Annotated in this window: 16 protein-coding genes; 12 read left to right on the top strand and 4 right to left on the bottom strand. The window is 71.8% G+C overall.

The window, feature by feature from the left end:
• Positions 1-523 precede the first annotated feature (523 nt).
• Complete coding sequence (locus WMF44_RS43195) at positions 524-1,057, top strand: hypothetical protein (protein ID WP_437295871.1); 534 nt, start codon at positions 524-526, stop codon at positions 1,055-1,057.
• A gap of 241 nt (positions 1,058-1,298) precedes the next feature.
• Here the strand turns inward: WMF44_RS43195 and WMF44_RS43190 are convergent, their stop codons facing one another.
• Positions 1,299-2,336 carry a hypothetical protein gene (locus tag WMF44_RS43190; protein WP_437295870.1) on the bottom strand — a complete coding sequence of 346 codons (1,038 nt, stop codon included), beginning with the start codon at positions 2,334-2,336 and terminating at the stop codon, positions 1,299-1,301.
• A 692-nt stretch (positions 2,337-3,028) separates the two neighbouring features.
• Here WMF44_RS43190 and WMF44_RS43185 point away from each other — a divergent pair.
• The 3 genes from WMF44_RS43185 to WMF44_RS43175 all read left to right on the top strand — a co-directional run bounded on the left by WMF44_RS43185 (position 3,029) and on the right by WMF44_RS43175 (position 6,773).
• Positions 3,029-4,330: an ATP-binding protein gene (locus tag WMF44_RS43185; protein WP_437295869.1), complete on the top strand. Its 1,302-nt coding sequence runs from the start codon at positions 3,029-3,031 to the stop codon at positions 4,328-4,330.
• Positions 4,327-4,875 (top strand): response regulator transcription factor, encoded by a 549-nt coding sequence (locus WMF44_RS43180; RefSeq protein WP_437295868.1) that lies wholly within the window; start codon positions 4,327-4,329, stop codon positions 4,873-4,875. Before WMF44_RS43185 ends, WMF44_RS43180 begins: the two co-directional genes overlap by 4 nt.
• A 68-nt stretch (positions 4,876-4,943) precedes the next feature.
• Positions 4,944-6,773 carry a glycoside hydrolase family 15 protein gene (locus WMF44_RS43175; protein ID WP_437295867.1) on the top strand — a complete coding sequence of 610 codons (1,830 nt, stop codon included), beginning with the start codon at positions 4,944-4,946 and terminating at the stop codon, positions 6,771-6,773.
• Positions 6,774-7,005: 232 nt separating this feature from the next.
• Here the strand turns inward: WMF44_RS43175 and WMF44_RS43170 are convergent, their stop codons facing one another.
• Positions 7,006-7,734, bottom strand: coding sequence for a hypothetical protein (locus WMF44_RS43170; protein WP_437295866.1), 729 nt, complete (start codon positions 7,732-7,734; stop codon positions 7,006-7,008).
• Positions 7,735-8,781: 1,047 nt separating this feature from the next.
• Here WMF44_RS43170 and WMF44_RS43165 point away from each other — a divergent pair.
• Entirely contained in the window at positions 8,782-9,405 is a 624-nt protein-coding gene (locus tag WMF44_RS43165) for a hypothetical protein (protein ID WP_437295865.1), read from the top strand.
• On the opposite strand, the gene WMF44_RS43160 is transcribed toward WMF44_RS43165, so the two are convergent.
• Positions 9,387-11,477 (bottom strand): carotenoid oxygenase family protein, encoded by a 2,091-nt coding sequence (locus WMF44_RS43160; RefSeq protein WP_437295864.1) that lies wholly within the window; start codon positions 11,475-11,477, stop codon positions 9,387-9,389. The two genes, WMF44_RS43165 and WMF44_RS43160, sit on opposite strands and share 19 nt — an antisense overlap.
• Before the next feature lie 321 nt (positions 11,478-11,798).
• Between WMF44_RS43160 and WMF44_RS43155 the strand changes: the two genes are divergently transcribed.
• The 3 genes from WMF44_RS43155 to WMF44_RS43145 all read left to right on the top strand — a co-directional run bounded on the left by WMF44_RS43155 (position 11,799) and on the right by WMF44_RS43145 (position 13,833).
• On the top strand, positions 11,799-12,857 hold the full coding sequence (locus WMF44_RS43155; RefSeq protein ID WP_437295863.1) for a site-2 protease family protein: 1,059 nt from the start codon (positions 11,799-11,801) through the stop codon (positions 12,855-12,857).
• An 85-nt stretch (positions 12,858-12,942) separates the two neighbouring features.
• Positions 12,943-13,359, top strand: a complete 417-nt coding sequence (locus WMF44_RS43150) for a hypothetical protein (protein WP_437295862.1) — start codon at positions 12,943-12,945, stop codon at positions 13,357-13,359.
• A gap of 33 nt (positions 13,360-13,392) precedes the next feature.
• Positions 13,393-13,833, top strand: coding sequence for a hypothetical protein (locus WMF44_RS43145; protein WP_437295861.1), 441 nt, complete (start codon positions 13,393-13,395; stop codon positions 13,831-13,833).
• A gap of 33 nt (positions 13,834-13,866) precedes the next feature.
• Here the strand turns inward: WMF44_RS43145 and WMF44_RS43140 are convergent, their stop codons facing one another.
• Positions 13,867-15,294 (bottom strand): sensor histidine kinase, encoded by a 1,428-nt coding sequence (locus WMF44_RS43140; RefSeq protein WP_437295860.1) that lies wholly within the window; start codon positions 15,292-15,294, stop codon positions 13,867-13,869.
• A 137-nt stretch (positions 15,295-15,431) separates the two neighbouring features.
• Here WMF44_RS43140 and WMF44_RS43135 point away from each other — a divergent pair, with 137 nt between their 5' ends.
• The 4 genes from WMF44_RS43135 to WMF44_RS43120 all read left to right on the top strand — a co-directional run bounded on the left by WMF44_RS43135 (position 15,432) and on the right by WMF44_RS43120 (position 20,406).
• The gene (locus WMF44_RS43135; RefSeq protein ID WP_437295859.1) at positions 15,432-17,630 is read left to right on the top strand and encodes a MopE-related protein; all 2,199 of its coding nucleotides are present in this window, start codon (positions 15,432-15,434) and stop codon (positions 17,628-17,630) included.
• Positions 17,631-17,677: 47 nt separating this feature from the next.
• A complete protein-coding gene (locus WMF44_RS43130) occupies positions 17,678-18,610 on the top strand; it encodes an ABC transporter permease (RefSeq protein ID WP_437295858.1) in 933 nt (310 codons plus the stop codon).
• Positions 18,607-19,260: a hypothetical protein gene (locus tag WMF44_RS43125; protein ID WP_437295857.1), complete on the top strand. Its 654-nt coding sequence runs from the start codon at positions 18,607-18,609 to the stop codon at positions 19,258-19,260. The genes WMF44_RS43130 and WMF44_RS43125 overlap by 4 nt, the downstream gene beginning before the upstream one ends.
• Before the next feature lie 261 nt (positions 19,261-19,521).
• Complete coding sequence (locus WMF44_RS43120; RefSeq protein WP_437295856.1) at positions 19,522-20,406, top strand: zinc metalloprotease HtpX; 885 nt, start codon at positions 19,522-19,524, stop codon at positions 20,404-20,406.
• Positions 20,407-20,424: the final 18 nt, after the last annotated feature.

Below are 20,424 nucleotides of genomic sequence, written 5' to 3'. Positions count from 1 at the left end.
CGAAGCCGATCCCCATTGGGTGCAGCCCGTCGACACTGTCTTGTGCATAACGCCTGAGGAGGACGGATCCTGTGCGGAAGGGTTTCGGACGCGGAGAGAGTTTGCGACGCAGCGTGTCGACAACCGGACCTGTACACCTTGCGAATGCGGCGAGCCGAGCGGAGGGAAGTGTACTGCCCGTGTCACGCTCTACGCGGATGCCACATGCGGAGCCGAGTTCGCCAGCTCAACGCTGTCAAACATCGATGCTCCACTCTGCCAAGACATCACGGTGGGTGCGCCGCTCGCGGCGATACGGGCCGAATTCACGGAATGGATACCGGCGGCGTGCGCTCCAAAGCACGCCAGGTCGGTCGTGCTCGGTACAGTGGAGCGCCCGTCCGTAGAGTTGGCCTGTTGTGCAGATTGAGCAATGCGTCCGATTGCACCGTATAGGAGTTGAGTTCCAATGCTCGGTACACAGACTCATGGGCCTAGATTCCGCCGGCTCGTCAGCTTGACACGCGGAAGGTTCCTTGGTCCGATGTGCGTCTTCGCGATGGCGCAGATCGGGTGCGGCGAAGACGAAGTGACGACCCAGATCAGAGGCAAAGCGGTTGGCACCATCGTATCGGAAGTGTCAGGTGTGCCTGAAGTCAATAAGGTCTTCGTCATGGACACTGGGAACACTGGTTCTACTACGGTAAAATCCGGCGACAATTGGGGTATTAGGTGCCGCGCCGGTGGCGACATGGCGCCGTGGTTTGAGCTGGTGAACGAGCAAACTATACGTGGAACCCCGCCGGATCAGTTCCTTAGCAGTGACTTTAATGCCATATTTCTGAGGGAATCCGACGGCGTGATCCAGGATCCACCTCAGGAGGCCAACGTTACTGTTATGCTAAGCGGATCTCTCTATTCCGGAATTTGCGAGGTCATGTTCACCAAGACGAATGATCATCCTTACGAGGCCGACGTTTATTCGGCGATATGCCGAGATCTGAGGGACGAATGGGGTACTCCGGCCCGTCTCGAATCCGCCGACTTTCACATCACGTGCTGCCAGGATGATTGCTAGAACACCGATCACGTCGATCGAGCGAGAAGTGAACCGCCAAGGCGCCATAAGACGCCAAGATTTTTGTGATTTTTTGGCGTCCTTGGCGCCTTGGCGGTTCGAATTCTGCTCTCTTCTGGCGGTTTCAACCCGTTTGTCGCTCTAGCGGGGCGACGCCCCCGAGCTCCGCCGCCCCGGAGCGGCAGCGGGGCCCCGTCAGGCCGCCCCGAGCGCGCCGCGCCGGGCGAGACGGCGCCGGCGCTCACCATCGCACGCTAACCCCCACGCCTTGCGTTCCCGCCCCGATTTGCGTGTCGTTCGGCAACACCACGTACAAAAGTGTGCCCACGCCCGCTATCGCGCCCGCGAGCATCGCGCCGGTCCCGAGGATCCTCATCAGCTTCGCGCTGCCAGGGTCGTCGATGCTCGTGCGGGAGTCAGGCGGGGGCGTCGCGCCCGCGATCCTCGGCTTGCCTTCGTGAACCTCGGCGGCCTTCGCCTCCTGCTCAAGCCGCTGCGCGCTCCGCGTGCACACGGCGCTCGCGGCCAAGAGCCCCGCGGAGCTCAGCGCGCCCATCACGATGAACCCGAGATCCGGCCCGGGACGGGCCACCCCCTGCGGCGGCCCTTTCGGCGCCGCCGGCCGCGGAGCCCGAGGCTCCGGCGCACCCTCCGGCGCCTTCGCGCGGTCCTCCAAGGCCGGCGCCGGCTTCGCCGGCTCGTCGAACGTTAGCGGCACCGGCTTCGACTCGCCTGCTCCCACCTTCACGGTCGCGCGCGCGACCTGCCCATCTCCACCGACGGCCGTCGCCTCGTGCTGGCCGGGCGGCACGTGGACGCGGCTGCTGCCGTGCTTCACCCCGCCGCCGTTCACGAGCATGCCCACGACACCAGGCGCCGGCACGAGGACCACCTCGCCCACCCGCGCCTGGGCACGGGCGAGATCGGCGTGACGCCGCTCATACAGGCTGCGCTCCTCCTCCGTGCGCGGGGCCGGCATCTCGTCGACACATTGCGACAGCTCCACCACGGCCTCCGCCCAGCGGTCCATCCGGGCGTCGAGCTGGCCCATGGCGCATACCGCGACGTTCGATCGGTCGATCTCGTGGACCACGGCCCACAGCGCCCGGGCCCGCGCGATATCGAGGCGAGCCTCGGCCGCCTCGGCCTCGCGGATGAGCTCCTTGACGGGCCGGGAGCGCTCGGGAGGCGCCGCCGCGCGCGCGGTGGCGGGCGCGAGCAGCGCGAGGAACAGCGCTGTTCCTGATAGAACCCAGGTCGCTGGCCGAGGACCGCGCATACACCACCCTTGGTCGACCGGCGGCGCTCGCCGCACGCGACAGCATGCGGCGGTGCAGCGTGCCTCTTCACTAACATCGGCCGTGCGAGCGTGGCCAGACGTTTCTGGAGTGCCGGCGGCGCGGAGGGACATCGCGATGTGCATTGCGCGTCGGGGAAGGAAATCCTCATCCGACGAGCGTCGAAGGTGGTCCCATGAACGCATCACCGGTTCTGCCGGACCGGCGAGCTTATGTACTTTGGGACGCGACAGGAGGGGGCGCCATGAAGGCGCCGGTAAGGATGGGGGCGGCGAGCCCCCGCGCGCGGCGAGGTTCGTCGAGCGACCGGCTGGTGCCGGTCCAGGTGTCGAAACCTACGGAGGCCGTCATGAGAAAGCCGCTTGGCATCATGGTGTTCGTCTGCGCTCTTTCTGTTGCATGGTCAGGCTGCGCGGTGCGTGCGTGCCCGGTCATACCGGAGCCAGACTGCGACAGGAGGGATCCAAACCACCATTGCTCGGCGGGAGTCCGCATGAAGGCGGGGAGGTCATTGACCCTTTCGTCCCGCCTACATGATCGAATACGACCACGACCACGACTAGGAGTACGGCCGCGCCGGGCTGAGGTGGGGACGGGGTGAAGAGCGAGGCGACGGGGCGCGGCGCTCGCCGCATCGAGCGCCGCGCCCGGGCGTTCGCGCTATAGTCCGGCCGTGACGCACGAAGCTTCCCTGGAGCGGGCGCCGGCGGGAGGGATCGTCCTCCGGTGGCTCGTCGGACTGCGCTGGGCGGTGTTCGCGCTGCTCGCGGCGACCCTGGCCGTCGACGAGGCGCTGTTCGGCTATCACGTACGGTACGCCATCGCCGTGCCCATCCTGGCGCTGGCCGCCGGGCTCAACCTCGCCCTCGACCGGCGGGTCCGCTCGGAGCGGGGCGCGCAGACGGCCCTCGTCGCCGGCGTCGTGGCGCTCGATCTCGTCGCGATCGCCGGGGTCCTCGCCGCGTCGGGCGGCGCGGGCAACCCGTTCAGCGCCCTCTTCTTCGTGCACGTCGCCCTCGCCGCGGCGCTCCTGCCGCCGCGGACGACCTTCGCGCTCGCGGCGCTCGCGGCCTGCCTCTTCGCGGCGCTCTTCGCGCTCCCCGCCGGCGCGTGTTGCCCGAGCCACCCGGAGCACGGCGCGTTCTCCACCCACCTCTACGGGATGCTCCTCGCCTTCGTGCTGAGCGCGGCGCTCGTCGCCCACGTCCTCCTGAAGATCCGCCGCGCGCTCGACGAGAGCGCGGCCGAGAACGCGGCGCTGCGCCGGCGCGCGGAGGAGGCGTCCCGCTTCCAGGCGCTCGGCACGCTCGCGGCCGGCACCGCCCACGAGCTCGGCACCCCGCTCGGCACGATCGCGGTGCTCGCCGGGGAGATTCTCCGCGACCCCGGATCGAGCGACGCCGCGCGGCGCCGCGCCCGGACGATCGCGGAGCAGGTCGAGCGCTGCCGCGTGGTGATCGCGCGCATGCGGGCGGACGTCCGGGCGAACGACCTGCGCGCCGGGGTCGAGGTCGGCGAGGCGGCCCGGCGCGGCGTCGAGGCCTGGCAGGCGGCGCACCCCGGCGTCGCGGTCGAGGTGCGCGGCGATCTCGCGCCGCGCCGCACGGTGCCGCTCGACGCGGCCGACGTCGAGGCGGCCCTGTTCGCGCTGCTCGACAACGCGCTCGCCGCGCTCGGGCCGAGCCCCGCGGCCGCGGAGCCGATCGTGGTCACCGTCGGGGACGAGGGCGGCGCGCCGGTGATCAGCGTCGAGGACGGCGGCGCGGGCGTCGCGCCCGGCCTGGAAGGGCGGCTCGGCGAGCCGTTCGTGACGACCAAGGCGCCCGGCGAGGGCATGGGCCTCGGGCTCTACCTCGTGCGGACGCTCATCGAGCAGGTCGGCGGCTGCCTCACCGTGTCGCCGAGGCAGGGGCCTGACGAGCGCGGCGCGCGCGGCACGCGCGTCGCCCTGCGCCTCGCGCCGGTGGACTCATGAGCTCCGAGGCCGCCGGCGAGCCGACGCTGCTCATCGTCGACGACGACGCGACCTTCCGGACCGCGCTCGGGCAGGCCCTCGGCAAGAGCGGGTTCGCGGTGTCCCTCGCCGAAAGCGCCGAGGAGGCCGCGGCGATGGCGCGAGGGCACGTGTTCGAGTACGCGCTCGTGGACGTCCGGATGCCAGGGCAGAGCGGCATCGACCTCGTGGGGACGCTGCGGAGCATGGATGACGGCATCCGTATCGTGGTGTTCACCGGATACGGCACCATCGCGAACGCGGTGGCGGCGATCCGGGCCGGGGCGGTCGATTACCTGACCAAGCCGGTGGACGCCGCCCAGTGCGCGCGGTCGCTGCTCGGCGTCGCCCCGGCCGCGCGCGGCGACGACGACGAGGACCTGCCGTCGCTCGATCGGGTGGAGTGGGAGTACCTCCAGCGCGTGCTCGCGGACTGCGAGGGGAACATCTCGGAGGCGGCGCGCAAGCTCAGGATGCACCGCCGCTCGCTCCAGCGGAAGCTCTCGCGCCTGCCGCCGAGGTCGTGAGGGCGGGCGGGGAGGATCCACGAGAGGCGGTTCCGCTCGGTCGAGCGGGCCCCTATGATGGAGAGGCCATGCCCTACAAACCGATCGAGTCCTACGGCGTCATCGGCGACATGCACTCCGTCGCGCTGGTCGGGATGGATGGATCCATCGACTGGTGCTGCCTCCCCCATTTCGACTCCCCGAGCGTGTTCGCGGCCATCCTGGACGACGAGCGCGGCGGCCGCTTCGCGCTCTCCGCGGCGAACGGCACGTCGCGCAACAAGCAGATGTACATGCCCGACACCAACGTCCTGCTCACGCGCTTCCTCGACGTGGACGGCGTCGGCGAGGTCTGCGATTTCATGCCCATCCACCGGGACACGTACGGCGCCTACCGCCGCGGGATGCACCAGATCGTCCGCGTCGCGCGGGCCGTCCGCGGCGCGGTGCGCTTCCGGCTCGCCTGCCGCCCCGCGATCGACTTCGCCCGCCGCCCCCACCGCCTGATCCTCGACGACCCGCGCGGCGCCGTCTTCGACTCCGATGGAGTCGACCTGGCGCTCATCAGCCCGGTCCCCCTGTCGAGCGACGGCGCCGGCGGCGTCACCGCCGACTTCGTGCTCCAGCCCGGCGAGTCGGCCACGTTCTCGCTGCGCCAGGTCGAGGACTGGACGACCAGCGACGATCTGCTCGCCACGCCGATCGACGGCGAGGACGCCCTCCGGCGCACGGTCGCGTTCTGGCGGTCGTGGCTCGCCCGCTCGCGCTACAAGGGGCGCTGGCGCGAGATGGTCGACCGCTCGGCGCTCGTCCTCAAGCTGCTCACGTTCGAGCCGACAGGCGCGATCGTCGCCGCGGCGACGACCAGCCTGCCCGAGGAGATCGGCGGGGTCCGCAACTGGGATTATCGCTACGTCTGGGTGCGCGACGCCGCGTTCACGCTCTACGGCTTCCTCCGGCTCGGCTACACCGAGGAGGCCGCGCGCTTCATGGAATGGCTGAGCGCCCGCGTCTCCGAGGAGGACGGCCCCACCGGGCCGCTGCAGCTCATGTACGGCATCGACGGACGCCACGAGCTGCCCGAGATCGAGCTCACCCACCTCGACGGCTACCGCGGGTCGCGGCCTGTCCGCGTCGGCAACGGGGCGACGAGCCAGCTCCAGCTCGACATCTACGGCGAGCTCATCGACTCGGTATATCTCTTCGACAAATACGGATCTCCCATCTCTTATGATTTCTGGCGCGAGCTCCGGCGCATGGCGGCCTGGGTGTGTCAGAGCTGGGAGCAGGCGGACGAGAGCATCTGGGAGGTGCGCGGCGGCAAGCAGCAGTTCGTCTACTCGAAGCTCCAGTGCTGGGTCGCGCTCGACCGGACGCTGCGGCTCAGCGACAAGCGCTCTCTGCCGCTCGACAGGCAGCGCGTCGCGCGCGCGCGCGACGACATCTACGAGGCGATCATGGCGCGCGGCTGGGACGCGCGGCGGAGGACGTTCGTGCAGGCCTTCGGCTCGAGCGCGCTCGACGCGAGCAACCTGCTCATGCCGCTCATGCGCTTCATCTCCCCCACCGATCCGCGCATGCTCGGCACGCTCGACCGCACGCTCGAGGAGCTCGCGAGCGACACGCTCGTCCACCGCTACGAGCTCGGCAAGGGCGCGGGCGACGGCCTGACCGGCAAGGAGGGCACGTTCAGCATCTGCACCTTCTGGCTCGTCGAGGCCCTCGCGCGCGCTGGCCGCCTCGACGACGCGCGCTTCATCTTCGAGAAGATGCTGACGTACGCCAACCACCTCGGGCTCTACTCCGAGCAGATCGGGCCGAGCGGAGAGCTGCTCGGCAACTTCCCCCAGGCGTTCACCCACCTCGGCCTGGTCAGCGCGGCGTTCTACCTGGATCGCGCGCTCGGTCAGGGCGGCTGAAGGTCAGGGCGGCTGAAGGTCGGATCTGGGTCCTCGCGCGCTCCCCGCCGGCGAGCGGCGGGGCGTGGCTCATGCGCGAGCGGTGGAGGGGAGAGGGCGTCTACCGGCAGCCCGGGATATCCAACCCCGGGCGGCCGGCGCGCGCGAGCCTCGTCAAAGGAGGGGGCTGGCGCGGCGCCGAGGGATCCTGCGACGTGGAGCCCCTGGCGCCGGCCAGCAGGGTGAGGTCAGATCACCAGCCGCAGCCGCCGAAGCCGCCGAAGCCGCCGAACGTCGGGATGATGGCCGTCGTGCAGCTCGTGAACGACGAGACGAGGGCGCCGCCGCCGAAGCCGCAGCCGAGGCCGCCGAAGCCGCCCCAGCCGCCCCAGCCGCCGAAGCCGCCGAGGCCGCAGCCGCCGCCGAAGAAGCGCTCGCCCTCGCGCTGCCCGGTCTCCTGCCCGACACCCACCTGCCCCACGCCGGCCTGGCCGATCTGCGCCGGTCCCGCCTGGCCGATCTGCGCCGGTCCCGCCTGGCCGATCTGCGCCGGGCCCGCCTGGCCGATCTGAGCCTGCGAGAGGTCGGACGCCTGGCCGAGCTGCGCCGGGCCTTGCTGCGCGTATCCGCCCTTGGTCGGGTAGCCGCCCTTGGTCGGGAGGCCCTTGGTCGGAAACTCACCCTTGCTGGGAAGGAGCCCGCCCTTGCTGGGCAGCTCGCCCTTGCTGGGGAGCATCGGAGCGCCCTTCGAGGGCAGACCCTTGCTGGGGGGCAGACCGAGCTTGCTGGGCCCCATCTGGCCGACCTGAGCCTGAGCCTGCGACTGGGTCGCGTACCCGCCGCGCTCGTCCGCCTCCAGCGCGCTGTCCGCGGAGTCGACGCTCTCGTCAGCCATATCGAAGTCGTCGTCCGCGCCGACCGCGCACCCGGCACCGAGCGCCAGCATCATCGCGAAACCCATCGTCTTGTGCATCGAGATCATTGGTCCTCCCCGGTGTTCCTGATGAGCCTTGCGGCCCCCGAACACCTTGGTGCACCCAAGAGCAGGCTGTGTGCCTCGCTCTTCTGTGCAGAGGCTGCCGCTTCGCACAGCATGGATTCGCGGGATGGCGCCCGCGAATCAGGCGCTCCTCGCATCTGCGCTCCCCTGGGATTTCTCCGCGATTCAATCGCGGTGGATCCGGGCGAGCGCGGCGCTCGCTGGAGCGGCGTCGCGATGACGATGGATAGGATAGAAGGCGCCCCGCCGCGCGCCGCGGGGCCGCGCGGGAAGAAGGAAGACGCGAGCGCGGCGCCCCGCCGCGCTGATCGCGCGCTCCCGCGCGGTGGCCGTGGCGAGCGGAGGTGTCCTCGAAACAGGGTGAACCTCCCTCCGGATCCAGAAAAGAGCGGGCTCACGACGCGTCGACATCACGGGACGCAAACGGACGTGATCGAACCCAAACGGACGTGATCGGACGTGATCGGACGTGATCGGACGTGATCGGACGCAGGCGGATGGGATCGGACACAACCGGACGTGATCGGGCGAATTCGATGGCGCCGTCCAGGCGAGACATGCGCCCTGCGCCCTGCCTGCTCAGCGCCTCGCGTTCCGACACGTTTGTGCATCCTTCTGCCCGTGAGAGCGGAATTATCGCTTCCGGTCGGAATCGTCCGCCGGGGCGCGACGCGACGCGGCGAGCGGGCGACGAGACCGCCCGCGTCGCAACAAGCCACTCCCGCTGCGCCGCTTTCCTGCTCCGGCGGCGGACGGAGTCGAATCGGCTGTTATTCCCACTTGCGCAGGACGTTCTGTAAATGGTCCAGTGGGGGATGTCGGTGACGGGGAGGGAGCATCTGATTGTGTAGTTTGCCCCACGGCTCTCGACGACTCGGTGGTGGGTTGTCTCATGTCGTCCAGGACGCTGGCTCTCCAGCGTGCTCGGCGTTGGCCGAACGGCGGTGGTGGAGCGCCGGATCGAGCTGCCCTGGCCAAGGTTTGCAGCATCGGCGCGCGCTGGTCGCGGCGCCGTAACAGAGCAGAAACATGGTCCAGCGTCGCATCGCGGCCGTCGCCGCCTATCTGCCGGAGCGCGTCGTCACGAACCAGGAGCTCATCACCAGCTACGGTCTCCCTCACGCCGCGGACTGGCTGCGCGAGGCGACGGGGGTCGCGGAGCGGCGCTTCGCCGGCGCGACGGAGACCACGCTTTCCATGGCCGCGGCGGTGCTGCGGGAGCTCATCGAGGTGGGGCGGCTCCGCGATCCCTTCGTCGATGTCCTCATCATGACGGGCGACGACGGCGGGGGAGGGGACGGCAGCGGGGCGGCCTTCGCCGCGTGCATGGCCGGCCTCGTGCCCGCGCTGACGATCGATCTCACGCCCGCTCAGGGCGGTTTTGCCGCGGCCGTCGAGCTGGCGAATCGGCACCTCGACAGGGGGTGTCGGCGCGTGCTCATCGTGGCGAGCGACGTGCGGTCGCGGCGCCTGCGCGAGGGGCAGCCGTGGGACAACCACCAGATCACGGAGATCCTGGGAGACGGCGCCACGGGCGTGCTGCTCGAGCGGGTCGACGGCCTCGGGGCCGAGGTCCCCCCGCGCTGCGCCGAGCCGCCCTCGTCCCGCGGCTCCCAGCCTTTCCTCTCCGCGGCTCACGTGAACCGCGGATAGACCTCCTCCTCGAAGAGCGCCTTCACCTGGTCCCCGGGGGCCTCTGCCACGAACTCCTCGTAATCCTCCCGCACCGGCACCCTGTATCCACCCCTCCACGGCGCGACCGAGTTGAGCCACGCCGTGTGGAGGGTCAGCCCCGGCCGGAACGTCGGGTGTCCCAGCTTGCAGAGCGGCCCTCGCGCCAGGTTCGTCGCGTCGAAGATCCAGACCTCCGCGCGGCACGGCGTCGCGACGATCGCCACGACGTACCCGTCCGTGTCGGCCCCGCTGCCGCCGCGCCGCGGGACGAACTGCAGCGAGCTGAGCCAGGACCCCACGGCGCGCCGCGGGAACTCGTAACGATCCTCGATCCGCATCGCGCGGTGGTTGAACCGGAACAGGCTGTCCGGGTGGCCGCCCTCCGCGCGCATCCGGCGGAGCGCCGGGAGGGGGAGCGACCTGTGCGGGTGCGCCGCATAGAGCCGGTCGATGAACTCGGTCGACAGCTCGTCCCATATCCCGCCGCCGCGCCAGTAGACGTTCTCGAGGCGATCGGGCGGCATCCACGACGCGCCCGTCTCCCGGTACGCATAGAGGCCGACGCCGAGCGCCCGCGCGGGATCGGCGAACACCGCCTGGTCCACGACGCGCTCGGCCGCCGCGTCGAGGGTATACCGGCCGATCCGGTTCACGTCCGCCTGCCCGAGCGGGAACAGGCCGCGCAGGCGCGGCGGCGCCGGCGACTTGTCGGCGGCGTGCCGATCGCAGGGCCGGAGCCACTCCCCATGATCGGTCGCGCAGTTGTGCGCCGCGTGCACGGTGATGCGGTCCCCCGCGTCCTCGTAGTCGACGAGGAAATGGAGAGTCTCCAGCGGGACGACGACCCGCTTCACCACGACAGGCCCGCCGCCCGGCCGCAGCGCGTCCCTCCGGACAAGGTAGAACGTCGTGCTCGGCTCGTGGGGCATCGTGAGGAGCGACCGGACGAGGCGCTCGACCCCGGGGCTCTCCTTGGAGCCCCGGAACGCCACGCTCTCCAGGCCGATCCTGAGCGCCGTGTCCGCGAGCACGACCCAGCGCCGCGTCAGGCCGATCTGGTGCACGCTCTGCTCGATGCGCACCGGCGCGCCGCTCGGCAGGACCAGCGCGTGCCGCTCGGGCTCGTTGTGGCCGTCCCATCGCAAGAGATGCACGAAGTCGCCCGCCGGCTCGTCGAGCGCCACGCCGCCGAAGCGCGCCGCCTGCCGCGCGAGGAGATCGCCCGGCCCAGGCGGCGCGCTCGGGCGGAGGCGCGCGGGCAGGAGCTCGAGCGCCCGCTTGGCGAACGCCTCGATCCGGTCCGCCCTCGGGCGGACGAGCTGCTGCTCGATCATCGACGCGGCCGCCGCGGCGAGCCGATCCCACGAGCGCGGGAGCGCGCCGAGCTCGTCGAGCCGCGGCAGCGACGCGACGAACAGGTGGAGGAGCGAGCGGCCGTAGTTGACGGTGACGAGCTCGCCCCGCTCCGCGTCGAAGCACGGGTGCGCGCTCGAGAGCGTCATCGGAAAGGGGTGATCGACGGGCGCGGCCGGGTACCACGTGCTGTTGCGCCCGACCGGCGTGACGAGCTCCAGCGTGGCCGGGTCGATCTCGTAGGGCCTGCCCGTGTCGCTCGTGACGAGCAGGCGCGCCGGCGCGCGCGGCGCGTGCATGGGCACGAACGCGGTGTTGAGGTGGTTCCGCAGGCCGAGGTGCGGCGAGAAGCGGAGCAGCCCTGCGTCGCGGAAGCCCAGCGCCTCGAAGCGCGTGCCGGGGCGCGAGGCGGCGTCCGCGTGATAGCAGGGCGTGCGCGCGATCTTCGAGGTCAGCCGGACGGCACCGCCGCGGCCGAAGTCGAGCCGGTAGATCATCCCATTGCCATTGAGGATCGGCGCGCCGTCCGCTCTGGGCAGGTCGCCGTCCACCGAGCCGACGGGCCCGATCGCGAACACGTGGCCCGTGAGGTCCCTCGGCACGCCGCCCGAGTGGGATGACTCCAGGACCGCGAGCTCGACCTTCGTCAGCTCTTCCGTGCTCGCTGCCATCAATGCATCGGGGACGCGCTGGCGCATGACGACCTCGGTCACACCAAGCTACGCCAATCCGCGCGCGGCGTGGGCGCCGCGCAGCGCTGCGCGCCTCCGAACACGCTCCCTCGCCGTGACTCCCGCCTGGGACGGACGCGCGCTGGCGCCCTCGCAGCGCCGCGCCCCCCTCTGCATTGCGCGGCGGCGCCGCGCGGCTGCCCTGGTCTTCCGCGCATTGGCGCTGTCTCGGCGGCTTGCGAAGGTGCTTGTCGGCCCCATCTGTACCTGTGGATCAGGAGGCACATGTTCGACCAGGGGCTGACAGTCCTGCGGATCCGCGGAATCCCGGTACGGCTGCACATCACATTGCTGATTTTCCTGCCGTACGTGGCCTATGTGGCGTCGTCGCAGTTCTCGTTGATCGCGTCGTCGCTCGGGATTCCGCGCGAGGAGATGCGCCTGCCGCCGCTCGCCTGGGGGGCGATCCTGGCTGTCGGGCTGTTCGTGGCGGTGCTCGTGCACGAGCTGGCCCACTCGTTCGTCGCGCTCAAGAACGGGATCCGGGTGCGCGCGATCACGCTGATGATGCTGGGCGGCGTCTCGCAGATGGAGCGCGACGATCCAGAGCACGAGGCGTGGATGGCGTTCGCCGGCCCGCTCATGAGCTTCGGTATCGCGCTCGCCAGCTACGTCGCGTATCGGCTGCTCCCGGCGCCGGCGGAGATCGGCGCCGCGCTCGTGGCCTTCGCGATCACGAACGCTCTCCTCGGCGCGTTCAACCTGCTGCCGGCCTTCCCGATGGACGGCGGCCGGGTGCTGCGCGGGCTGCTCCTGCGCCGTCTCGGGCGGACCCGCGCGACGCGCATCGCCACGGCGACGGGCAAGGTGATGGCGGTGGCCTTCGGGCTCTTCGGCTTGCTCTCGTGGAACCTGATCCTGGTGCTCATCGCGATGTTCGTTTACATGGGGGCGTCGGCCGAGCAGACGCGCTCCAGCACGAACGAGCTCCTCCGCGGCATCCCGGTCGCGCGGTTCATGACCGATCGGCTCGGCGAGGCGTATGCGGACGAGAGCCCTCGCGCGGTGGCCGAGCGGCTCCTGCGCCACAACCTGGTCGGCGCGCGGGTCATCGACGATCCCCGGGACGGCGCGGGGCGCCGCGAGATCGGCGTCGTCACGGTCTGGGATCTCGCGCGCCAGCTGCAGGGCGGCGCCGCGCCGGCGACGGTCGGCGCGGTGATGCCCGTGGATGTGCCGAGGGCGCACGCGGACGACGACGCGTCCCGCTCGTTCGACGCGCTGGCGAGCGGCGAGGCGAGCGTGATCGCGGTGCTCGACGAGGGCGAGCGCGTGATCGGCCTGGTGACGTCGGCGGAGATCCAGCGCGCGCTCGCGCTCGCCGGCGCGCTCCGCGCGGCCCGGTGAGCGCCGCGCCGGCGGAGATCCGGAGATCTCGAGTCGCGCCGCGCTGGCACTCGCGTTGCTGAGTCGCGCTCCGAGGAGCAATGACGTGAAGCAGAGCAACAACGTGACTCCGCCCGTGCGAGGGCGGTCCAGATCTCTCGGTGTGACGAGGGCCTCGCTCGCCGCGGCCGCGCTCGCGGTCGGCGCCTCGCTGCTCATGGGGTGTATGGGCACGGTCGGGACCGAGGGTGGGTTCGTCGTGTCCGGCGTTCCGGCGGTGCGCGCCGAGGTCGTCCCGGTGGAGATCGCCGCGTATCCGCGCGTCTTCTTCCGCGGGACGTATGCGTACCTGGTCGACGGCCGCTGGTATTACCCGACGAACCGGGGCTGGGTCATCTTCGAGGAGGAGCCCACGGAGCTCGAGCGCTACAGGCAGACGTACCGGACGTCGCCGCGGTACGTGCCGGAGCGCGAGCTGAGCTATCCGCGCGAGCGGGGGCGCCGTTACTACACACCGCGTTGACGGCGGGGCAGCAGCGAAAGGACGGGTACGAGGATGAATCAGGACAAGAGCGTCTTTCCCCTCTGCGGCCTCGCGTTATCGAGCTTCCTGGCCCTGGGGTGCATCGTCGACGTGGAGCCCAGCTCCCAGCGCCGGCCGCGGCCCGTGCAGGCCGTCGGGAGCCTGACGGTGGAGTGGACCGTGGCGAGCCGGATCGATTCGCGGGCGTGCTTCCAGCACAGCCGCGGAGGAGCGGATTTCGAGCTGATCGTTTACCGGGGCAGCCGCGAGGTGGCGAGAGACTACGCGCGCTGCGACGACTTCAGCATCACCGTGGATCTCCCGCCCGATGAGTACACGGCCACGGCGACGCTCGTGGAGCGCGGCAACGACCGCCCCGTCACCACGACGAAGCAGGTGGAGGACATCAAGATCCTGCGCGGCGCGACGCTCAACCTCGACATCGATTTCCCGTCGAGCTCGTTCCTGCGCTAGCAGGTCGCTCGACTGGATGTCGACGGCGAGGCGTCAGCCCGATCGCGGGATCGTGAGCCGCACCCGCGTCTCCCCCCGCGGCCCGTCCTCGATGGCAATACCGTAGTTGGTATGCGCGGCGATCGCGTGCGCCGCGATGAGCGGCAGCGCCGGCGGGCGGCCCTGGGCGACCGCCTCGAAGTCGCGGCTCAGCACGACGCTCCGCGCCGCGGCCGGGAGCGGCGGACCGGCGTCGTCGAAGGTGATCTCGACCCCGCTCGGGCCCTCGGCGAGGGAGACGAGCACCTCGCTGCCCGGCGGCGACGCGCTGATGGCGTGATCGAGCAGCGCGTGCAGCAGCACCGTCAGCGCGCCCTGCGGCACCACCTCCTGCGCGGTCTCCGGCGCCTCGACCACCACGCGCACGTCGTGGCGGGCCGCGCGCGCGAGATCGTCCTTCACGACGTCGCGCAGCACGTCGGCGACGTCGCAGTGGCGCGGGAACTCGTGGAGCGGACACGCCCCCAACCTGGCGAGATCACTGACGATTTCTGACGCCGCCGTCACGTGGCGCCCCACCGACGAGGCCGTCTCGCCCGCGTCGCCGCCGTGGGTCCGGAGCGGCGCGATGTCGCGGCCGATCGCCGACAGGATGCCGCGCAGCTGCGTGCCGAGCACGCGCACCGCGGCGACGAGCACCGCGAGGCTGTCGCCGCTCGGCGGCAGGTGCGACACCGGCTCGCTGCCGCCGAGCCGCGAGATGACGCCGGACAGCGACCCGCGCTCGCGCTCGCCCTCGACCCGCGAGAAGACCGCGGCGAGCTCGCGCGCGTACGCCTCGCCCTGGGCCTGCGCGGCGGCGAGCTCCTTCTTGAGGCTCTCGACCTCGAGGCGCTGGAGATCGACCTCGGCGGGCAGCGTCAGCGTCTGCATCAGGCCGTCGAGCTCGAGCCGGCCGCCGTAGCGCAGCGCCATGCGCGACAGCCACACCCGCTCGGTCTCGAAGTTCACGGGCGTCTCCGGGCCGAGGTTGACCCGGACGCTGACCTCGTCGCCGACGCGGTGGATGCTCACGTCGGGCGCCCCGGTCAGGCTCGAGGGGTCGCCGCCCTGCGCGATGAGCACCTGGAGCATCCGCCGGAGCTCGGTCTCGTCGCCGAACACGGTGGTCCCTTCGCCCATCTCGATCTGCACCCGCGCCTCGGGCGCGACCTCCCAGAGGAGGGCGGTCAGGTCGACGCGGCCGCGCCGCCCGCGCGGCAGGGGGCGGCCGTGGAGCGACGCGAGCATGCTCACCGCCTCGTCGAGCCGGTTGAGCGTGCTCTCGACGCCGCCCGAGCCGTCGTCCGGCGACGGCGTCGGCGGCGGCGCGCTCTCGGTCGCGATCATCCCCACGCCCTGGCGGAGCTTCTGGGCGGCGCTCCGCGCCTCCTGCGCCAGCAGCCACGTCAGCTCGGGTCGGGTCAATCTGTCGCTGGTCACCCTGTTTTTCCCTCTATCCGCGACGCTCGGCGGAATCGCGCGCCATGATGCCAGACCAGGCGGTGCCCTGCTACGCTCATTGCCGCTCACCTCGTTCGATGCGGACTCACACTTCCTCCTTCTTGATGCCTTCCTTCTTGACGCGTCTCGCTCTCCTCTGCGGAGCGGTCGCCGCGCCGGCGCTTTCCGGCGCCGCCTGCGCCTCGAGCGCCCCGAGCCCCTTCCCGTCGGCCGGGGTGGGCGGCGAGGGCGGTGAGGGCGGCGCTGGCGGCGCCGGCGGCGAGCAGGCTCCAGCGGACCCGACGCTGGGCGGCCCGTGCGTCGACGACGATCAGTGCGAGGACGGATTTCCCTGCACCTTCGATGCGTGCGACACCGCCCTCGGGCGGTGCCGTTTCACGCCGGACGACAGCGCCTGCCAGAACGACGTCCACTGCGACGGCGTCGAGCGCTGCAACCCGCGGATCGGCTGCGTGCCCGGCGCGCCGGTCGCGTGCGACGATCAGAGCACATGCACGATCGACGCCTGCGACGAGGCGACCAAGACGTGCTCGAGCGCGCCGCGCGACGCCGATCTCGACGGCGATCCCGACGAGCACTGCGGCGGGGGCGACTGCGACGACGCCGATCCCACGGTGTCGTCGGCGCAGCCCGAGGTGTGCGGCAACGATCGGGACGACGACTGCGACGGGCGCGCCGACGAGGGCGGCTGCGTGTCTCCGGAGCACGACACGTGCCTCGACGCGCTGGAGATCTCGGCGCCGGGCTCGTACGCGATGACGACGGCGGGCGCGGGCTTCCACTACGCGAGCTCGTGCGGCCTGCCCCGCCCTGCGAGCACGCACGACGTCGTGGCCGCGGTGATCTTGCCGCCGGGGCCGCCGGTCGACGTGGAGGTGACCGCGCGGACGGAGGCCCCCGATGCGGAGACGGAGGCCACCGACGTCGCCGTGACGCTCGCCGGCCAGTGCGGCGACGCCGCGACCGAGCTCGCGTGCGGGGGGCCGCACGCGACGGCGGACGGCGGCAAGCTCGCGAAGCTCCGGGCCCGCGGCCTCGGCGATCCGGAGCGGGCGACGGCGCTGCCGCTCTACGTGACGACGAAGGTGGGCGCGCCGGTCATCGTCGACGTGGCGTTCCTGCCGCCTGCGCCGGCGCCGGAGAACGAGACGTGCGGCACGGCGGCGCCCCTCTCGCCGGGCGCGCCGGCGCTGGCGACGATCCTCGACGCCGCCCAGGATCTCGGGACCGCGTGCGAGACAGGGCTCGGGGAGCTCGTGTACACGTTCGAGCTCGCCGAGCCCCAGGACGTCGATCTCTACGCGATCTCGACCGACGGCGACGGCGATCCCTCGCTCTCGCTGCGGAGCGCCGCGTGCGCGCTGCCGGAGGACGAGCTCGCCTGCCAGACGGCGGCGGCGCCGCACCTCTTCCGGCGCGCGCTGCCCGCGGGGGTGTACGCCGTGGCGGTCTCCGCGACGGCGCCGACCTCGGTGCTCGTCACGCTGGAGCTCTCGCCGCCGACCGAGCCGCCGCCGGACGAGGCGTGCGAAGGGGCGGCCGAGCTCGCGCCGAACCGGACGGTCTCCGTGTCGCTGCTCGGCCACCAGGACGACGTGGATCTCGGCTGCGGCCCGGCGGCCGTCGACGCCGTGTACGCGCTCGAGCTGCCGGTCGCGTCGGACGTGCTGCTCGTCGAGAAGCTGTCGGCCGGCGACACCGGCGCGATCGCCCTGTCCGCGCCGGCGTGCGGCGGCGAGGGCGATCGGCTCGCGTGCGGCGAGGGTGCGGTCACGCCGCTCCGGAGCGCGCGGCGCAACGTCGCGCCGGGGTCGTACCGGGTCGTGGCCGAGGCGCAGCTCGGCCAGCCCGTGAGCGTGACGGCGTTCGTCCGGCCGGCGGTGCCGCCCACGCTGGTGCCCTTCTCCGACGCGTGCGAGGGGGCGCTGGAGATCCCGGAGAGCGGCGGCTTCTTCCAGGGCAACACGGCCAACGCCGCCGCGGACTTCGACGCCGGCTGCGACCGCGCCGGCACGGCGGAGGGCGGCGCCCGGGACCAGCTCCTCCGGCTCACGCTCACCGCGCGCCGGCGGGTCGTGCTCGACATGGCCGGCTCGAGCTACGACACGCTGCTCTCGGTCCGCCGCGGCCCGGGCTGTCCCGGCGTCGAAATGCCGCTTTCTTGCACGATCGGTACGGATCCCCAGCGGAGCTTCCTCGATCTCGTGCTCGATCCTGGCGTCTATCACCTCCAGATCGACGGCCACGCGCTCGCGCACGGCCTGTGGTTCCTGGACGTGCGGGTCGTCGACCCCGGGGACGGCGCCGGCCCCTGACCCGCGGCCCTTTCAAGCTCCCCCCGTCCCTTGCTAACGTCGCCCCGATGTTCGGCCGCATCTCTGCGATCGCCCTCAACACCTACCGGGAATCGCTTCGGGCGCGCATCCTCATCGGCCTCGCGGGCGTCGCCTTCGCGGTCGCGTTCTACTCGATCATCGTCGGCGCCTACACGCTCCGCAACGGGGCGCGGGTCGTGAGCGACCTCGGCGTCGCGTCGATCTCGCTCTTCAGCATCGCGGTCGCGGTCATCATCGGCGCGACGTCGCTGTACCGCGAGCTCGAGCAGAAGACGATCTTCCCGATCCTGGCTCGCCCGGTGCGCCGCGGCGAGTACCTCGTGGGCAAGTACCTCGGCACGCTGCTCACGCTCGGGGTGTTCATCCTGGCCGACGCAGGGCTCGTGCTGCAGATCAGCGCCGTGCTGGCCGGCCGTCCGCTGGCGCTCGTGGCGGGCGCCGGGGCCGCCTCGCTCGCGGCGCTCGGGCTCGTGGCGTGGCGCTCGCCGCTGGCGCGCACGTACGGGTTCATCCCCTGGGCGGCGGTCTTCCTCGTGCTCGGCGCGCTCTTCTCGGACGGCGCGCCGACCGAGCGGCGCGTCGTGCTCGCGGGCAGCGCGCTCGCGTTCCTCGAGGTCGGCATCGTCGCCGCGGTGGCGACGCTGTTCTCGTCGTTCTCGACGCCGTTCCTGTCCTCGCTGCTCACGCTGGGCGTCTTCCTCATCGGGCGCAACGCCGACTCGCTCGCCCGGCTGCCGGTGAAGTACTTCGGCCCCCAGATCAGCGCCGCAGGGCGCGCCTTCTCCAAGGTGGTCCCGAACCTTCAGATCTACGTGCCGCCGCGCCCGTTGCTCGCGGGCGAGGTCGCTGACGCGAACCTCCTCGTGTACCTGGGCTGGGCGGCGATCACGTGCGCCGGGTGGGCGCTCGTTCTTCTGTCGGTGGCGGCGTTCGTCTTCAAGAGACGCGACTTTCTGTGAGGCTCTCGGTCGTGCTCGGCGTGCTGCGCGGCCTCGCGGTCGCCGGCTTCCTCGTCGGCGCGGCGTCGCTGCGGGTGGTGGCCGCGGGCGAGCGGGAGATCGCGGAGAGCACGGACGCCCTGCGCGCCGGCGACGCGCACGCGGCGGCGCTCCACGCGCGGCGGGCGGCGGGCTGGTACGCCCCCGGGGCGCCGCACGTCCGCGTGGCGTACGAGCGGCTGATCGCGCTCGCGACGGCCGCGGAGGGCCTCGGTCGGGCCGACACGGCGCTCTTCGCGTGGCGCGCGGTGCGCACGGCCGCCCTGGAGACGCGGTGGCTCACGACGCCGCACGCGGAGGACCTGGAGCTGGCCAACGCGGCCATCGCCCGCCTCTCGGCGGCCGCGCCGCGCCCGCCGGGCACCCGGACCGAGCCCGCCGCGGCGGTCGAGCGGCAGCACCTCGCGGCGCTCGCGCGCGACGAGGCGCCGCGGGTCGGCTGGGTGGTCGCCCTCGTCGGGGCGTTCGCGGCGTGGGTCGCGGGCGCCGTCTGGGTGGTGCGGCGGGGGGTCACGGTGACGGGGCAGTGGGTGTGGCCGCGGGCGGCGCCGGGGCTCGCGGTGTGCGCGGCGGGCGTCGCGGTGTGGCTCCTGGCGATCTGGCAGGCGTGAGGCGCGCTGGCGGGCGCATTCCGCGCTGAGCTCGCGTATCGCGGTGCCAGAGGTGGAATGGACCGCGAGGCGAAATGGGGCGGCGGGGCGAAATGGGGCGGGCCAGCAGGGCTGGCGGTCAGGACAGCCACAGGCGGGAATCCGCCGGACACGACATCTGCTGATCGGGGCGCGCACGGTATTGCAATGCGACGCGCGCGACACATCGATCTCGGGGGAGCGGCTCTTGCAGCGCTCCGTTCCGAGGAGGGAACGAAGTTCATGAAGAATCAGATCAAGACGATCCTGTTGCTCGGCGTCATGTCGGCAATCCTGGTGTCCATCGGCGGGGCGCTGGGGCCCGGGTACCTCGTCTTGTTCGGCGTGCTCGCGCTCGCGATGAACCTGGGTGCGTATTTCATGTCCGACCGCATCGTGCTCGCGGTGCACCGAGCCGCCGAGGTCTCGCCCTTCGAGGCCCCGGGGCTGCACCGGATGGTGGAGGAGCTCTCGAGTCGGGCGGGGATCCCGAAGCCCCGCGTCTATGTCATCCCGGACGCGCAGCCGAACGCCTTCGCCACGGGGCGCAACCCGGAGCACGGCGTCGTGGCGGTGACCGAGGGCATCATGCAGCTCCTGAGCGAGCGTGAGCTGCGCGGCGTGCTGGCCCACGAGATCGCGCACATCAAGAACCGCGATATCCTGGTATCGACGATCGCGGCCGCGTTCGCCTCGGGCATCACGTGGGTGGCCCATGCCGTGAGCTTCGCCGGGATATTCGGCGGGGCGTCGGACGACGAGGAAGGCGCGAGCCCGCTCGGCGGGCTGGCCCTCGCGATCGTGGCGCCGATCGCGGCGACCCTCGTGCAGCTCGGCATCTCGCGGTCGCGCGAATACATGGCGGACGAGCTCGGCGCGAAGCTGTCCGGGGATCCGGAGGCGCTCGCCAGCGCGCTGTCCAAGCTGGAGCACGGCGTGGCGCTCGTGCCCCCCGAGGCGGCGCGCCCGGCGACGGCCAGCCTCTTCATCGTCAACCCGCTGGCCGGGGCTGGCTCGGTGCTGAAGTGGTTCTCGACGCACCCGACGACCGAGGAGCGCGTGAGCCGGCTGCTCTCGATGGCGTCGAGCGGCCGGACGGCGCGAGGCTGGACGAGCGTGATGGCCTGACGGCGGGTAGCGGCCGCC

Origin of the sequence: Sorangium sp. So ce426, from assembly GCF_051475585.1 — a bacterium.
In the GTDB taxonomy this organism is placed as follows: Bacteria; Myxococcota_A; Polyangia; order Polyangiales; family Polyangiaceae; genus Sorangium; species Sorangium cellulosum_B.
The sequence above is the reverse complement of the archived record's forward strand: the minus strand, read 5'-3'. Positions and strand labels throughout refer to the sequence as shown.

Bases quoted from the DNA above. Each gene is read 5' to 3' on its own strand.
- WMF44_RS43195 (WP_437295871.1), top strand. From the start codon at position 524: ATGTGCGTCTTCGCGATGGCGCAGATCGGGTGCGGCGAAGACGAAGTG.
- WMF44_RS43190 (WP_437295870.1), bottom strand. From the start codon at position 2,336: ATGCGCGGTCCTCGGCCAGCGACCTGGGTTCTATCAGGAACAGCGCTG.
- WMF44_RS43180 (WP_437295868.1), top strand. From the start codon at position 4,327: ATGAGCTCCGAGGCCGCCGGCGAGCCGACGCTGCTCATCGTCGACGAC.
- WMF44_RS43175 (WP_437295867.1), top strand. From the start codon at position 4,944: ATGCCCTACAAACCGATCGAGTCCTACGGCGTCATCGGCGACATGCAC.
- WMF44_RS43170 (WP_437295866.1), bottom strand. From the start codon at position 7,734: ATGATCTCGATGCACAAGACGATGGGTTTCGCGATGATGCTGGCGCTC.
- WMF44_RS43165 (WP_437295865.1), top strand. From the start codon at position 8,782: ATGGTCCAGCGTCGCATCGCGGCCGTCGCCGCCTATCTGCCGGAGCGC.
- WMF44_RS43160 (WP_437295864.1), bottom strand. From the start codon at position 11,477: ATGCGCCAGCGCGTCCCCGATGCATTGATGGCAGCGAGCACGGAAGAG.
- WMF44_RS43145 (WP_437295861.1), top strand. From the start codon at position 13,393: ATGAATCAGGACAAGAGCGTCTTTCCCCTCTGCGGCCTCGCGTTATCG.
- WMF44_RS43130 (WP_437295858.1), top strand. From the start codon at position 17,678: ATGTTCGGCCGCATCTCTGCGATCGCCCTCAACACCTACCGGGAATCG.
- WMF44_RS43120 (WP_437295856.1), top strand. From the start codon at position 19,522: ATGAAGAATCAGATCAAGACGATCCTGTTGCTCGGCGTCATGTCGGCA.